This window comes from Pseudoxanthomonas sp. LARHCG66 (genome assembly GCF_052871755.1).
This window is the reverse complement of the sequence record NZ_JBIXJW010000001.1, coordinates 491,857-507,268: the sequence shown is the minus strand read 5'-3', so window position 1 is coordinate 507,268 and position 15,412 is coordinate 491,857. Positions and strand designations below refer to the sequence as shown.

The window sequence follows — 15,412 nt, the reverse complement described above, 5'->3', positions numbered from 1 at the left end:
CGATCAGTTTAACGGGTGCGGGCACGCAATGTGTCAGCGCGATGATGCGACGCAAGGTCGCAGCGTCGCATCACACCTTCGCCAGCAGGGTGCCCTGCGCGGAGTGCGGCGCTTCCTCGCCCGGCGACAGCTTGAGGTAACTCCCGTCCGCCTGCAGTTCCCACGCATTGCAGTTGTCGTCCAGGTAGTTCTGCAAGCCATCCTTGAACACACGCGCGGCGAGCTCCTTGTCGAGGATCGGGAAGCAGGTCTCCACCCGGTGCAGCAGGTTGCGCTCCAGCCAGTCGGCGCTGGCGCAATACAGTTCGGGCGAGCCGTCGTTGCCGAACCAGTAGATGCGGCTGTGCTCGAGGAAGCGCCCGACGATGGAGCGCACGCGGATGTTGTCCGAAATGCCGGGCACGCCAGGACGCAGGGCGCACGCGCCGCGCACGATCAGGTCGATCCGCACGCCCGCCTGCGATGCGGCATACAGGGCGCGGATGATGCGGGGTTCGTTGATCGCATTGATCTTGGCGATGATGCGGGCGGGCTTGCCGGCCCGGGCCAGCTTCGCCTCGCGTTCGATCTTCCTGATCAGCCCCGGGTGCAGGGTGAACGGCGACTGCAGCAGGCGCTTGAGCTTGGTGGTGGGGGCGAGGCCCGACAGCTGCTGGAACAGCAGGTGCACGTCGGTGCCGATATCCGGATCGCTGGTGAGCAGGCCGATGTCGGTATACGCGCGCGCCGTGCCGCTGTGGTAGTTGCCTGTGCCCAGGTGCACGTACCGGCGCAGCTTGCGGCCTTCGCGACGCACGATCAGCAGCATCTTGGCGTGGGTCTTGTAGCCCACCACGCCGTACACGACCTGCGCGCCGGCTTCCTGCAGCTTGTCCGCGACGCCGAGGTTCGCATCCTCGTCGAAGCGCGCACGCAGTTCGACCACGACGGTGACGTCCTTGCCGTTGCGCGCGGCCTGCACCAGTGCCTCGACGAGCGCCGAGTCCTTGCCGGTGCGGTACAGCGTCTGCTTGATGGCCAGTACGTCCGGATCGACAGCGGCCTGCTTGACCACCTCGAGCACGGCCGCGAACGAATCGAACGGGTGGTGCAGCAGCACGTCGCCGTCGGCCACCTTCTCGAAGATCGCATCGCTGTCGCGCAGCGTGCGTGGGGTGAACGCGGGGTACTTCAGTTCCGGACGCTGCACCAGGTCGTAGACCTGGATCACGCGATTGAGGTTCACCGGCCCGTTGATCGGGTACACCGCGTTGTCGGGCAGGGCGAAGTTCTGCAGCAGCTGCCGCACGATGGGCTTGGGGCAGTCGTGCGCGATCTCCAGCCGCACGGCCGGCCGGTAGCCGCGACCGACCAGTTCATCGCGCAGCGCCAGCGCCAGGTTCTCCACTTCCTCCTCGTCGACCACGACTTCGGAGTTGCGGGTCACGCGGAACTGGTAGGAGCCCTTGACCTCCATGCCCGGGAACAGTTCGTCCACGAACACCGACAGCACCGACGAAAGCAGCACGAAATCGTTCTCGCCACCGGACACGCGCTGTGGCAGGTGGATGATGCGCGGCAGCGAGCGCGGCGCGCGCACGATGGCCAGGTGGCCGGCGCGGCCGAACGCATCCTTGCCCTTCAGCACCACCACGATGTTGAGCGACTTGTTGAGGATCTTGGGGAAGGGGTGCGCCGGGTCCAGGCCCAGCGGCGACAGCACCGGCATGATCTCGTTGCGGAAGTAGGCGCGCAGCCAGCGCTTCTGGCGCGCGTTCCAGCTGTCGCGACCGAACACGCGCACGCCGGCTTCGGCCAGACCTGGGCGCAGCACGTCGTTCCAGCACTTGTACTGGGCATCCACCAGCTCGGCGGCGCGATCATGGATCCTGTTGAGCACCGTGGCCGGGCTCATGCCGTCGGCACCGGGGGGCAGGCCGAAGTCCAGCGCATGCCGCACGGTGGCCGCGCGGATCTCGAAGAACTCGTCCAGGTTGGTGCATGAGATGCACAGGAAGCGCAGGCGCTCCAGCAGCGGCACCGACGGATCCTGCGCCTGCGCCAGGACGCGGAAGTTGAAGTCCAGCTGCGACAGTTCGCGGTTGAGGTAGAGCGAGGGGTCGCGCAGCGCGTCTTCGCCGGTCGCGGGGGCGGGCGTCGTATCCAGGGCGGCGTTCATGCGGTCTGGCTGTCCGTGATGATGGGGTGGGGGGCGTCGAGGCGTGGCTCCACGCGCTCGGCGCCGAAATGCACGGAGAACGTGCTGCCGTGGCCGACCTCGCTCTCGATCTCCAGGCGCGCCTGGTGCAGGTTGAGCACGTGCTTGACGATGGACAGGCCCAGGCCGGTGCCGCCGCTTTCACGCGAGCGGCTGGTGGAGACGCGGTAGAAGCGTTCGGTGATGCGCGGCAGATGCGAGGAGGGAATGCCGTAGCCGGTGTCGCGCACGCTGAGCATGGCGCCGTCGCCTTCGCGCGCGAAACGCACGGTGATGGTGCCGCCCGCAGGCGTGTAGCGCACCGCATTGCTGACCAGGTTGGAGAACGCGCTGTGCAGTTCCTTGTTGGAGCCGGACAGGTCCAGGGGAGCTTCGTCCTGGATGACGATTGTGTGGCGGCGCTGGCTGAGCGCTTCGGCTTCACGGCGCAGGGTGGCCAGCATGGGCGCCATCGCGACATTCTCGTCGGGCAGGCTGTCCTGCGCTTCGAGGCGCGAGAGCGTGAGCAGGTCTTCGACTAGCTGGGTCATCCGCTGCGATTGCTTCTGCATTTCGCTCAGCATCGGCGCCCAGTCCGGATACTCGGTGGGTTCCAGCATGTCCAGGTAGCCATGCACCACGGTCAGCGGCGTGCGCAGCTCGTGCGAGACATTGGCCACGAAGTCGCGGCGCATCTGCTCGAGCCGCAGCATCTTGCTGACATCGCGCGCGACCAGCAGCCAGTACTCGTCGGAATACGGAATCAGGCGCAGGTTGAGGCGCAGGTTCGGATCGACCGGCGAGGCTGCATCCAGCATCGGTTCGGCATTGCGGCCGGCGGCCAGCCAGTGCGACATCGGCAGCGGCTGCAGGCGATCACCGACCGGGGCGCCGATGTCCGTCGGGTATTGCAGGCCGAGCAGGCTGGTGGCGGCCTTGTTGAACCACTGCACGCGCTGGCTGTTGCGTTCCACCACCACGACGGCGTCCGGCAGCGCGGCGGCGGCGGCGCGATACGCGCGCAGCATGTCGAGCAGGCGGCGCTTGCGGGTACGCATTTCGGCCTGGCCACGGAACAGCAGGCGATCCAGCTCGTTCCACACCCCCCTGCCTTGCGCCGGCTCGAGTCGCTGGCGTGCGGTCAGGCGCAGCAGCACCTTGCGCAGGCGCCAGTAGTGCCACACGACCACGCCCAGCGCGGCGATGGTCACGATCGGCCACACCTGGCCGACCAGCAGGCCCACCACCACGGCCAGCGCCAGGATCAGCGCCAACTGGCCGAGCGTCTTGAACCAGGCGGAACGGATGTCATGGGGCATGGGGCGATTGTAGGCAGATGTGTATGACAGGAGGGATGGGACTGCAGGGGGTGTGATGGGTAAAGGGATCGGAAGATGGTCAGCCGGGGCGCGATGTGCCGTGCGGGCAGTGGTCCGTCGTCATCCCGGCGAAGGCTGGGATCCATGTCGCTCTTGGCGCTGCTTGCGTCACTCCAGAGCAGGAACAACGGCGAACGCAAAATGGATCCCAGCCTTCGCTGGGATGACGAAAGGGGGCGGCAGTTTGTTCCTCACATCCCCAGAGCGGTGGGAAAAGGCGCGTTCACACCGACTGTCCGGACCTTCCGGAATCGTCACATCGAGGCCGAGAAGCGGTAACCGGAACCGCGCACGGTCTGCACCATGTTCTCCAGGCCGTGCGGTTCAAGCGTCTTGCGCAGGCGCCGGATATGCACGTCGACCGTGCGTTCCTCGACGTACACGCTGCCGCCCCAGACGTGGTCCAGCAGCTGCGTGCGCGAGTAGACGCGCTCGGGGTGGGTCATGAAGAAGTGCAGCAGGCGGTACTCGGTGGGGCCGATGGCGACCGGCGTGTCACCGGCGAACACACGGTGGGCGGCGCCGTCGATACGCAGGTTGCCCACGGCGACGCTGCCGTCTTCGTCATCGTCGCGCGAGCGGCGCATCACCGCGCGGATGCGGGCCAGAAGTTCGCGCGCGGAGAATGGCTTGACCACGTAGTCGTCGACGCCGGCTTCCAGGCCGCCCACGCGATCGTTTTCTTCGCCACGGGCGGTGAGCATGATGATGGGCACGTCGCGAGTCATCGCGTCCTTGCGCCAGCGGCGGGCCAGCTCCAGCCCGCTGGTGCCGGGCAGCATCCAGTCCAGCAGGATCAGGTCCGGTACGCGGTCGGCGATGGCGTTCTGCGCCTCGCGGGCGTCGCCGGCATGGATGGGCTCGTATTCGCCCTTGCGGAGGGCGAACGCCACCATGTCGCGGATGGCGGGCTCATCGTCAACGATCAGGATGTGCTTCTGCACGCAAAATCCGGGGGCGAGGGGGACCGTGCCAGTAGACGACAATTTTATGACGTTTACATGACACGCCGTCGGACTGTCACAAGGCGCGCCGAATGAGGGTCAACGGCGCTCGACGTCGGGGTCGCGGATGCCCTGGCGGCGCAGTTCGAGCACTTCCGGGGTGATGGTGGCGATGCGGGCATCGATCCTGGCGCGGGCGTAGAAATCCAGGTCGCCCTGGTTCTTGAGATTCTGCAGCTGGATCAATGCCTGCTCCGGCCGGCCATTCAGGTAGGCGGCCTCTGCGTAGGCTTCGCCGGCACGGGCGGTGTCGCCCGCCAGTTCGTTGGCTCTGGCGAAGTGCTGCTGGAACACCGGGTCGTCGCCCGCGCGCGCCATCAACGGGCGCAGGATGGCTTGCGAGCGCTGCCCGGCCTCGCGTCCGCCCTGTTCGTTCAGCACCTTCGCATAGGTCAGGACCGCCGGGCGGTTCTGCGGAAGTCGTTGCAGCAAGGCGTCGAAGCGACGGTTCGCCGCCGCCGGATCGCCGGTGCGCGATTCCGCCTCGCCCAGTGCCAGCGTTATCCAGAGGTTGTCGGGATGTTCGTCGTCCAGGCGGCGCAATTCCGTCAACGCGGTCCTGCTGTCGCCGCCCTGCAGATGGGCGATGGCCAGTCCGTAGCGCTGGGGTGCCGTCAACGGCTTGCCGGCCTGCCGGCGCAGCGTTTCGTACTCCCGTACGGCGGCAGAAGGCGTGCTGGCGCTGAGTGCCCGCAGGCGTTCGCGCGCCCAGTCGAACTGGCCGGTATCGCCACGCTGGAAGACCTGGGAGGGCAGGGTCACAGGGATGGGCAGCAACGGGTTGTCGCTACGCGACTCCGGTAGCGTCACGCCTCGCCGGTCGAAGCGTTCAACGTGCTCGCCACCGGGAACGCGGGTGGTCGCGGTGATCTGGTCGCCACGCAACTGGTCGGCGCGTTGGCGGGCTTCGCTGATGCGCGTGGTGGTGACCGGGTGGGTCTGCAGGTAGTCCGGCACCTGTTCGCGCCCGCTGCCGCGGCTGGCGCGGGTGGCCTGCTGGAGTTTGGCGAAGAAGCCGGCCATGGCGTCGATGTCGTAGCCGGCGCGGGACAGGGTGCGGATGCCGACGCGGTCGGCCTCGGATTCGTTGGAGCGGGTGTAGTCGATCTGGCGCTGCTGCATCAGGCCCATGGCCGAAGCGATCGCCGCCTGGGAGGCATCGCCGCTGGAACTTCCGCCCGCCGCCTGGGCCAGCACGATGGCGCCCAGCATGCCCAGCAGGATAGGAACCTGGTCGCGTTGCGCCCGCTCCACGCCGCGCAGCACGTGTTGCTGGGTCACATGGGCGATTTCGTGGGAGAGCACCGCCGCCATCTCGTCTTCGCGATCCGCCGTCAGCACCAGGCCGGCATTCATGCCGATGTAGCCGCCCAGCGTGGCGAAGGCATTGATCTGCCGGTCGCGCATCATGAAGAACGTGTACGCCTGCTGCGGGTTGTCGCTGTCCGCACCCAGCCGGCTGCCCACGGTCTGCAGCCAGTCCGTGATCAGCGGGTCTTCCAGCAGGTACCCGTAGTTGCGGAGTTCGCGCAGCATCATGCCGCCGTACTCGGCCTGGCGCGCCGGGGTGAGCAGCTCGCCTGCGGATGAGCCGATATCCGGCAGGCGGCTGTCCTGGGAGGCTGCCAGCGGTGCCGCGAGGGCCAGGGTCAGGGCAGTGGCAAGCAGGATGGGACGCAAACGGGGGCTCCGTGGCGGATAATGGGGGTCTCGATCAGGATGACGGGTCGCTGATCCGGGCGAGTGAATACGTGGTTAACCGGACCAGTACCGGTCCGCACTGTTCCATGTCGCCGGCTGTAACCCGACCCCGTCGACCCGATATTGGTTGGGACCACAGCATGTCCCTTTCGTTCCGGAGAACTCCCTTGAGCGACACCCCGCAAGGCGCCCCCGCCCCCGAGATCACCCTCTACAGTACCGCCATCTGCCCTTACTGCGTGGCGGCGAAGAACTTCCTCAAGAGCAAGGGCCAGACCTGGACGGAAGTACGCATCGACCTTGACGCGGACGCGCGCGAGAAGATGATCGCCAAGGCCAGACGTACCAGCGTGCCTCAGATATTCATCGGCGAAACCCATGTGGGCGGCTACGACGACATGATCGCGTTGCACCGTGCAGGCAAGCTGGAAGCCCTGCTCGCAGGGGAGGCGGCATGAGCGCGGCCGACGACAGCCAGGACCGCGTGAAGGCATTCACCGAGTTCCGGCAGCGGATGAACAAGCGCATCCTGGATGAACCCAACCAGGTCGTCCGCCGCTTCTTCGCCCTGGACACGCAGACCTACCAGGCAGGCGCGCTGGACGTGAAGACGAAGGAACTGCTGGGCCTGGTGGCTTCGATGGTGCTGCGTTGCGACGACTGCATCAGCTACCACGTCGCCCAGTGCAAGGAGGCCGGCGTCACGCGCGAGGAATTCTTCGAGACGTTCTCGGTGGGCCTGGTGGTGGGTGGCTCCATCGTCATCCCGCACCTGCGCCGGGCGGTGGATTTCCTCGACCAGCTGGAAGGCGGGCAGGCTGACGCGCCGGCGGCGCACGACCACTGAGGCTGGGACAGGGACAGGACGCAGGCATCCCCGAGCACCTCGGCTGCCTTCGTGCAGTCCGTTCATCCCACTCCCGTCATCCCGGCGCAGGCCGGGATCCGACTGGATCTTGGCAATGCCTCCGACCATCGTCGATTTGGGCCCCCGAGGGGGCCTCGGGCATAATGGCGCGCACAGACCTTCCCCTTTGCGTCCGCGCCGGCCCCCGGCCAGCGCGCGCCCCTGTTCGGAAACACCACTCAAATGACCCAGACGATTACGGTCATCCGCGGCGACGGTATCGGCCCGGAGATCATGGACGCCACCCTGCACGTGCTCGACGTGATGAAGGTCGGCCTGACCTACGAAGAAGCCGATGCTGGCCTGGTCGCGCTGGAAAAGCACGGCGACCTGCTGCCGCAGGCCACCCTGGATTCGATCCGCAAGAACGGCGTGGCGTTGAAGAGCCCGCTGACCACGCCGGTGGGCGAGGGCTTCAGCTCGATCAACGTCGCGCTGCGCCGCCACTTCGACCTGTACGCCAACGTGCGCCCGGCCAAGTCGTTCCCGAACACCAAGTCGCGCTTCCCGACCGGCGTTGACCTGATCACGGTGCGCGAGAACACCGAGGGTGCGTACATCGGTGAAGGCCAGTCGATCTCGGAAGACGGCGAAACCGCCCTGCTGACGCAGAAGATCACCCGCAAGGGTTCCGAGCGCATCGTGCGTTACGCCTACGACCTGGCCCGCAAGACCGGCCGCAAGAAGGTCACCATCGTCCACAAGGCCAACATCCTGAAGACCACCTCGGGCCTGTTCCTGAAGGTCGCGCGCGAAGTGGCCGCGCTGTACCCCGAGATCCAGACCAACGAGATGATCGTGGACAACACCTGCATGCAGCTGGTGATGCGTCCGGAGCAGTTCGACATCATCGTCACCACCAACCTGTTCGGCGACATCATTTCCGACCTGTGCGCCGGTCTGGTCGGCGGCCTGGGCCTGGCACCGGGTGCGAACATCGGCGTCGACGCGGCGATCTTCGAGGCCGTCCACGGCTCCGCGCCGGACATCGCCGGCAAGGGCGTGGCCAATCCCTGCGCGCTGCTGCTGGGCGCGGCCCAGATGCTGGACCACCTGGGCCAGCCGGAAAAGGCCGAGCGCCTGCGTGCGGCGATCATCGCCACGCTGGAAGCCAAGGATTCGCTGACCCCGGACCTGGGCGGGGAGGGCACCACGATGTCGTTCGCGAAGGCGATCGCCAGCCGCGTCTGAGCCCACATAGCCAGGCAACGCACTGACGGGACGCACAGCGTCCCGTTTTTGTTTGCATGTGTCCCATCCATGAGGTTGGATGGGAGACCGAGGGCACGCACAATCCGGGCCCCACGCAGAAGGCCCCGTCATGTCCGTCCGTCCCAGCGCGCTGGCGCTGACTCCGCTGCTGCTGTTCCTCGCGCTGTTCTTCGGTGCCGGGTTGTACTTCACCGCGCAGGGCGAGGCGATGGGGTTCTATCAGTTGCGCGCGCCGGTGGCGATCCTGCCGGCGCTGGTGCTCGGCGTATGGCTGGCGCGTCGTCGTGGCGTGCCTGCGCAGCAGACGCTGCTGGCCGGCATGGGCGACAGCAACGTCATGCTGATGTGTCTGATCTTCCTGCTGGCAGGCGCGTTCGCCACGGTATCCAAGGCGATCGGTGCGGTGGATGCGGTGGTGGCGCTGGGCCTGGGCGCCTTGCCGGCGAGCCTGATCCTGCCGGGATTGTTCCTGGCGGCGGCGTTCGTTTCGCTGTCGATCGGCACCTCGATGGGGACGGTGGCGGCCGTGGTGCCCATCGCATTGGGCGTTGCCGATGCCGCAGGGCTGGACCGGGTGCTGGTGGTCGGCGCGGTGCTGGGCGGCGCCATGTTCGGCGACAACCTGTCGATCATCTCGGACACCACCATCGCCGCCACGCGCAGCCAGGGTGCGGAGATGCGCGACAAGTTCCGCGAGAACTTCAAGATCGCGTTGCCGGCCGCCATCGCAACGCTCGCGGTACTGGCAACGCTCGGCGACGCGGCGCCGGTGGCCGCGCCCGATGCGGCTTCACCGTGGCTGGTGTTGCCCTACGTGCTGGTACTCGGGCTGGCCCTGGCCGGGCTGGACGTGGTGCTGGTATTGGCCATCGGGCTGGTCGCGGCGGGCATCTTCGGTTTCGTGCTGGCGGACGACTACGACGTGGTGTCCTACGTGGGCGACATCTACGTGGGCTTCGAGGGGATGGTCGAGATCACGCTCCTGTCCATCCTCATCGGCGGACTGGCCGCCCTGATCAAGGCCACGGGAGGACTGGACTGGCTGGCGCAGGTCATCGCGAAGTTCGCGCGGGGGCATACGGGGCGCCGGTCCGGTGAAATCAGCATCGCGGCGCTCGCGGCTGGCACCGACGCACTGACGGCGAACAACACCGTCGCGATCCTGGTCACCGGCAGCCTGGCCAGGGACATCGCCCAGCGCCATGGCATCAGTCCCCGGCGCGCGGCGAGCATGCTCGACATCTTCGCCTGCGTGGTGCAGGGCGTGCTGCCCTACGGCGCACAGATCCTGCTGGCGGCCTCGCTGGCTGCCGTGTCGCCGCTGGCGCTGGCCGGCAGCGTGCACTACTGCTGGTGGCTGGCGGGGTCGGCGCTGGTGTTCATCGCCTGGTCGACGCGGCGCGCCGCCGAGGTCGCGGGCCCAGCGCCACCGGACGAGACGGTCGGCTCATGAAAAAAGGGGGCGCCGAGGCGCCCCCTTTTCTTTCGCGAGGAATGGAATCAGTCGCGCGATTGCAGTTTCGACAGCAGGCGCAGCAGTTCCAGGTACAGCCACACCAGCGTGACCATCAGGCCGAAGGCGCCATACCACTCCATGTACTTCGGTGCGCCCTGTTCGACGCCGGTTTCGATGAAGTCGAAATCCAGCACCAGGTTCAGCGAGGCGATGACGACGACGAACAGGCTGAAGCCGATGCCGACCAGGCCGGATTCGTGGATCAGCGGGATCTTGATGCCGAAGAAGCCCAGCGCGATGCTCGCCAGGTAGACCAGTGCGATGCCGCCGGTGGCCGCCACCACGCCCAGCTTGAAGTTCTCGGTGGCCTTGATCAGACCACTGCGGTAGGCGAACAGCAGCGCGAACAGGATGCCGAAGGTCAGCATCACCGCCTGCATCACGATCCCGCCGAACTGCGCGTTGTACACCGCAGAGATCGCGCCCAGGAAGAACCCTTCGACCAGCGCATACAGCGGGGCGGTGACGGGCGACCAGGTCTTCTTGAAGACGGTGATCAGCGCCAGCACCAGGCCGCCGATGGCGCCACCCCACATGTACACCGCGAAACCGGGAGCGGGCAGGCCGTCCGGGCCGAGCGCCTGGTTCCACGAGAACGCCGCCGTCAGCACGGTCAGCAGCAACAGGATGCCGGTCTTGTTGATGGTGCCGTTGAGCGTCATCGCCTCGCCGTCGCGCGAGACGACCGTCCCGCTGCCAAGGTCGAGGAAGGTGGATTCCTTCAATGCCGGATTGCCGCTGCGCATCATCGTTCCCTCATGTGGTTGCCGGACGTCTGTCCCCAGCGCCTGAGCATATCGCAAGCGAAGGAACATCAGGTTTCGTTTGACAGCAGGGCCGCAGGTTCCGACAATACGCGACCTCGTTGGCGTCCAGACGCCATGCCGGGACCCTCGTCGGGGTATAGCGCAGTCTGGTAGCGCATCTGCTTTGGGAGCAGAGGGTCGGGGGTTCGAATCCCTCTACCCCGACCAGTCTGATGCAGTGCCAGTGTGTTCCGGCATGACGGGGATGCGACAATCCGGACCGGGCGCCCGTAGCTCAACCGGATAGAGCACCGGCCTTCTAAGCCGGCGGTTACAGGTTCGAGTCCTGTCGGGCGCGCCACTTCCGGTGCGATCCGGAAGGATGCAGGTTTCAGTGGTGGCTGTAGCTCAGCTGGTTAGAGTACTGGATTGTGATTCCAGATGTCGGGGGTTCGAGTCCCCTCAGCCACCCCACTGATCAAGGATCTCCGCACTGCGGGGGTTCACAGAAAAAGAAGATGCGGTTACACTACGCAGCCAGTTTTTCGGGGCCGTTAGCTCAGTTGGTAGAGCAGTTGACTCTTAATCAATAGGTCCAAGGTTCGAATCCTTGACGGCCCACCAAACCCGAGAACGCCCGGCTCACGCCGGGCGTTTTTCTTTGCGTGACGATGCACCTTGGCGTGGGTCGGTGGTTCCGGCGGATGGGGTCGACAGTCGCCTGTCGTCTTCCGGCCCCGGCCGGCTCGCGCGTACAATCATCAGGCCTTGCGAAAGTGGCGGAATTGGTAGACGCACTGGATTTAGGTTCCAGCGGGTAACCCCCGTGAGGGTTCGAGTCCCTCCTTTCGCACCACGCCGCGCCGTAGGCCGGAAAGTACGGTCGTGAACCCGCCAGGGCGGTGAGCGGCCGGCTTCGTGAGCGGGTGATCCCGGTACCGGGCGCCGAAGAGGGCATGGCGCTATGCGTCCTGGCGTACGCCGATGATGAACCGCCGGCCATCCCTGCCGTCGGAAACTCGTTGATGAAGCTCCAGCGACGGGCCCCATCGATCTCGTCGAGGCCCGGGGCCAGGCATGGCGCCAGAAGCCCCTGTGCCTGGGACCGGCCCATGCCTCCACCCGAAACGCCCGCCCCGCTGGCAGCCCGCCCCGGAATCAGCGAAACTATCAAGTTCCGCCGGGCGGGCCTTGCGCGCTTGCCCCAGGCGTCCCGGATTATCAACATCGCCCCGGCTGTGCCGTGGCCGCAGGAGTCAGTGAGTATGCAAGTTTCGGTCGAATCGGTCGGCAACCTCGAACGCCGCATGAGCTTCAGCCTGCCGGCTGAGCGCCTGGACACCCACATCGGCGGTCGCCTGCGCGAACTGTCGCGCACCGCGCGCATCAAGGGGTTCCGTCCCGGCAAGGTGCCGGCGAAGGTCATCGAACAGCGTTATGGCGACCAGGTCCGCGCCGAGGCGCTCGACGGTCTGCTGCGCGAGACGTTCAACAATGCCGTGCGTGAGCAGGAACTGCAGCTGGCCGGCAATCCGCGCATCGAGAAGCAGGGCGAGGGCGAGCTGGATTTCGTGGCCACGTTCGAAGTGGTGCCGGACTTCGGCGACGTCGACGTCTCCAAGCTGACCGTGATCCGCCACGCCGCCGAAGTGACCGACGCCGACATCGACCAGATGGTCGACAACCTGCGCATGCAGCGGCGTACGTTCCAGGTCGTCGAACGCGGCGCAAAGGAAGGCGATCGCGTGGCGCTGGAGACCTGGTCGCAGGCCGGTGACGAGCGCATGCCGGCGGAGGGCATCGAGAAGGGTGCCACGCTGATCGGGTCGGGCGTGATGTTCGGCGAGATCGAACAGGCGCTCGTGGGCCTGGCCAAGGGCGACGAAAAGACGGTGTCGGTCACTTTCCCCGCCGACTGGCGCGTTCCGCCGCTGGCGGGCAAGCAGGTCGACGTGCACGTCAAGGTCACCGAGGTGGCCGAGTCGGTGCTGCCCGAGGTGGACCGCGAGTTCATCCGCAGCTTCGGCGTGAAGAGCGGCGACGCCGAGCAGTTCCGGGCGGATATCCGCAGCAACCTGGAGCGCGAGCTCAAGGGTGCCCTGATGACCCGCCTGCGCCGCGAGGTCGGTGAGCAGCTGATCGCCGTCTACTCGCACGTCGAAATGCCGCCGCGCCTGGTCGAGAACGAGGCGCGCGTGATGGTCCAGCAGGCGGCCGAGCAGGCGCGCCGCCAGGGCCAGCAGGTGCAGGTCCCCGACAACGCCTACGAGGGCTTCCTGGATGCGGCGCGCAAGCGCGTGCTGGTTGGCCTGCTGGTGGGCGAGGTGGCCCGCCGCAACCAGCTGCGCCTGGACTCCAAGCGCCTGAACGAGACGTTGCGTCTGATCGCCTCGACCTACGAGGAGCCGGAGCAGGTCATTGAGTTGTACCGCAACGATCCCCAACTGATGAACAGTCTGCAGGGTCGTGTGATGGAAGAGCAGGTGATCGACTGGATCGCCGAGCGCGCCCAGCACACCGAGCAGACGCTTTCCTTCCAGGAAGCCATCCGCAACTGAGCCGGGCACCCGTCCGGACAGAAGGTCCGGCTATCCTAGGCCGGACCTTCCCACGAACGACAGGCGCGAGAACCGAATGAGCATCCAAACCCAAGCCCTTAACCTGGTGCCGATGGTGGTCGAGCAGACCAGCCGCGGCGAGCGCGCCTACGACATCTATTCCCGCCTGCTGAAGGAACGCGTCATCTTCCTGGTCGGCGGCGTGGACGACCACGTGGCGAACGTCATCGTGGCCCAGATGCTCTTCCTCGAAGCGGAAAATCCCGAGAAGGACATCAGCCTGTACATCAATTCGCCGGGCGGCGTGGTGACCGCGGGCATGGCGATCTACGACACCATGCAGTACATCAAGCCCGACGTCAGCACCATCTGCGTGGGCCAGGCGGCCAGCATGGGTGCGCTGCTGCTGGCATCCGGCGCGAAAGGCAAGCGGTATGCGCTGCCGAACTCGCGCGTGATGATCCACCAGCCGCTGGGCGGCTTCCAGGGCCAGGCCACGGACATCGACATCCATGCCCGCGAGATCCTGACCCTGCGTGCCCGGTTGAATGAAATCCTGGCCAAGCACACCGGGCAGTCGCTGGAGACGATCGAGCGCGACACGGAGCGCGACAACTTCAAGAGCGCGGCCGATGCCCAGGCCTACGGACTGGTCGACCAGGTGCTGGAACGTCGCCCCGACGACTCCATCCAGTCGGCCTGATACCCCGGATTGCCCGCTTTTACGGCACGAATCCCCCTGTTCACGGACCCGGCTGACACGCCGGGGCCGTGTGCTATTCTCCGACCGCAAGCCCCCGAGGGCAGGTTGAGCGACCGAGTATTACCAGCATGAGCGAAGATCGTCAGGGCCGTTCCGGCGACAGCACCAAAATCCTGTACTGCTCGTTCTGCGGCAAGAGCCAGCACGAGGTGCGCAAGCTGATCGCGGGTCCCAGCGTGTTCATCTGCGATGAATGCGTGGAGCTGTGCAACGACATCATCCGCGAGGAGCTGGAGGAGAAGGCGCAGTCGGCCCGTAGCCACCTGCCCAAGCCGCGCGAGATCCTGGAAGTCCTGGATCAGTACGTGATCGGCCAGAACCGCGCCAAGCGCACGCTGGCGGTGGCGGTCTACAACCACTACAAGCGCATCGAGAGCCGCAGCAAGAACGATGAGGTCGAACTGGCCAAGTCGAACATCCTGCTGGCCGGCCCGACCGGTTCGGGCAAGACCCTGCTGGCCGAGACGCTGGCGCGCCTGCTCAACGTGCCGTTCACCATCGCCGACGCCACCACGCTGACCGAGGCCGGTTACGTGGGCGAGGATGTGGAGAACATCATTCAGAAGCTGCTGCAGAAGTGCGACTACGACGTCGACAAGGCTCAGCAGGGCATCGTGTACATCGACGAGATCGACAAGATCTCACGCAAGAGCGAGAACCCGTCGATCACCCGAGACGTGTCCGGTGAAGGCGTGCAGCAGGCGCTGCTGAAGCTGATCGAAGGCACTGTGGCCAGCGTGCCGCCGCAGGGCGGCCGCAAGCACCCGCAGCAGGAATTCCTGCAGGTCGATACCAAGAACATCCTGTTCATTTGCGGGGGCGCGTTCGCCGGCCTGGACAAGATCATCCAGCAGCGCAGCACCGAGGCCGGCGGCATCGGGTTCGGCGCCAAGGTGAAGAGTTCCGAGAAGAAGTCGGAAATCGGCAAGGTGTTGTCGGAGGTCGAGCCGGAAGACCTGATCAAGTTCGGCCTGATTCCCGAATTCGTGGGCCGCCTGCCGGTGGTCGCGACGCTGGAGGAGCTGGACGAGACCGCGCTGGTCAAGATCCTGACCGAGCCGAAGAACGCCATCACCAAGCAGTTCAAGAAGCTGTTCGAGATGGAAGGCGTGGAACTGGAGTTCCGTGCGGACGCCCTGTCCGCCATCGCCCGCAAGGCGCTCAAGCGCAAGACCGGTGCCCGTGGCTTGCGGACCATCGTCGAATCGGTGCTGCTGGATACGATGTACGAACTGCCTTCACTGGAAAACGTCAGCAAGGTGGTCGTGGACGAGTCCGTCATCGAGCACAAGTCCGAGCCGTATCTGATCTATCAGAATCCGCCCGCACCGAAGGTCGCGGCCGCCGAGTGATCGGCCCCGTGATGCGGTCGACGACAGGCGCCCTCGTGGCGCCTGTTCATTTTTCGCGCGCCGATTCCAACCCACTGCTTTTCTTGCGGTTTCAGGCC

General features: G+C 66.2%; 12 protein-coding genes and 5 tRNA genes. 12 read left to right on the top strand and 5 right to left on the bottom strand.

Annotated features, from left to right (window positions below; all coding sequences use genetic code 11):
- Positions 1-70: 70 nt before the first annotated feature.
- From ppk1 to ACIPRS_RS02430, 4 genes are all read right to left on the bottom strand, one after another.
- Complete coding sequence (ppk1, locus tag ACIPRS_RS02445) at positions 71-2,158, bottom strand: polyphosphate kinase 1 (protein WP_446537388.1); 2,088 nt, start codon at positions 2,156-2,158, stop codon at positions 71-73.
- A complete protein-coding gene (gene phoR, locus ACIPRS_RS02440) occupies positions 2,155-3,495 on the bottom strand; it encodes a phosphate regulon sensor histidine kinase PhoR (RefSeq protein ID WP_337730155.1) in 1,341 nt (446 codons plus the stop codon). Before phoR ends, ppk1 begins: the two co-directional genes overlap by 4 nt.
- 314 nt (positions 3,496-3,809) lie before the next feature.
- On the bottom strand, positions 3,810-4,499 hold the full coding sequence (phoB, locus tag ACIPRS_RS02435; protein WP_142123972.1) for a phosphate regulon transcriptional regulator PhoB: 690 nt from the start codon (positions 4,497-4,499) through the stop codon (positions 3,810-3,812).
- Between the two features lie 99 nt (positions 4,500-4,598).
- Positions 4,599-6,239, bottom strand: a complete 1,641-nt coding sequence (locus ACIPRS_RS02430; protein WP_337730154.1) for a M48 family metalloprotease — start codon at positions 6,237-6,239, stop codon at positions 4,599-4,601.
- A 188-nt stretch (positions 6,240-6,427) separates the two neighbouring features.
- Here ACIPRS_RS02430 and grxC point away from each other — a divergent pair, with 188 nt between their 5' ends.
- From grxC to ACIPRS_RS02410, 4 genes are all read left to right on the top strand, one after another.
- Positions 6,428-6,718 (top strand): glutaredoxin 3, encoded by a 291-nt coding sequence (gene grxC, locus ACIPRS_RS02425; RefSeq protein ID WP_225590822.1) that lies wholly within the window; start codon positions 6,428-6,430, stop codon positions 6,716-6,718.
- The gene (locus tag ACIPRS_RS02420) at positions 6,715-7,107 is read left to right on the top strand and encodes a carboxymuconolactone decarboxylase family protein (RefSeq protein ID WP_055941968.1); all 393 of its coding nucleotides are present in this window, start codon (positions 6,715-6,717) and stop codon (positions 7,105-7,107) included. Before grxC ends, ACIPRS_RS02420 begins: the two co-directional genes overlap by 4 nt.
- A gap of 243 nt (positions 7,108-7,350) precedes the next feature.
- Positions 7,351-8,358: an isocitrate dehydrogenase gene (locus ACIPRS_RS02415; RefSeq protein ID WP_055941972.1), complete on the top strand. Its 1,008-nt coding sequence runs from the start codon at positions 7,351-7,353 to the stop codon at positions 8,356-8,358.
- Between the two features lie 130 nt (positions 8,359-8,488).
- Positions 8,489-9,832, top strand: coding sequence for a Na+/H+ antiporter NhaC family protein (locus ACIPRS_RS02410; protein WP_446537387.1), 1,344 nt, complete (start codon positions 8,489-8,491; stop codon positions 9,830-9,832).
- 47 nt (positions 9,833-9,879) lie between these two features.
- Here the strand turns inward: ACIPRS_RS02410 and ACIPRS_RS02405 are convergent, their stop codons facing one another.
- Positions 9,880-10,644, bottom strand: a complete 765-nt coding sequence (locus ACIPRS_RS02405) for a Bax inhibitor-1/YccA family protein (protein ID WP_337730151.1) — start codon at positions 10,642-10,644, stop codon at positions 9,880-9,882.
- A gap of 148 nt (positions 10,645-10,792) precedes the next feature.
- Between ACIPRS_RS02405 and ACIPRS_RS02400 the strand changes: the two genes are divergently transcribed.
- The 8 genes from ACIPRS_RS02400 to clpX all read left to right on the top strand — a co-directional run bounded on the left by ACIPRS_RS02400 (position 10,793) and on the right by clpX (position 15,314).
- A tRNA-Pro gene (locus ACIPRS_RS02400) sits at positions 10,793-10,869 on the top strand.
- Positions 10,870-10,925: 56 nt separating this feature from the next.
- Positions 10,926-11,002: transfer RNA gene (locus tag ACIPRS_RS02395), tRNA-Arg, on the top strand.
- A 36-nt stretch (positions 11,003-11,038) separates the two neighbouring features.
- Positions 11,039-11,115 (top strand) — tRNA-His (locus ACIPRS_RS02390).
- A 74-nt stretch (positions 11,116-11,189) separates the two neighbouring features.
- Positions 11,190-11,265, top strand: a tRNA-Lys gene (locus ACIPRS_RS02385).
- Between the two features lie 146 nt (positions 11,266-11,411).
- Positions 11,412-11,497, top strand: a tRNA-Leu gene (locus ACIPRS_RS02380).
- A 409-nt stretch (positions 11,498-11,906) separates the two neighbouring features.
- Complete coding sequence (tig, locus tag ACIPRS_RS02375; RefSeq protein ID WP_446537386.1) at positions 11,907-13,199, top strand: trigger factor; 1,293 nt, start codon at positions 11,907-11,909, stop codon at positions 13,197-13,199.
- 76 nt (positions 13,200-13,275) lie between these two features.
- Positions 13,276-13,902: an ATP-dependent Clp endopeptidase proteolytic subunit ClpP gene (gene clpP, locus ACIPRS_RS02370; RefSeq protein WP_142123980.1), complete on the top strand. Its 627-nt coding sequence runs from the start codon at positions 13,276-13,278 to the stop codon at positions 13,900-13,902.
- Positions 13,903-14,030: 128 nt separating this feature from the next.
- Positions 14,031-15,314 (top strand): ATP-dependent Clp protease ATP-binding subunit ClpX, encoded by a 1,284-nt coding sequence (clpX, locus tag ACIPRS_RS02365; protein ID WP_142123981.1) that lies wholly within the window; start codon positions 14,031-14,033, stop codon positions 15,312-15,314.
- The last annotated feature ends 98 nt before the right edge of the window (positions 15,315-15,412 follow it).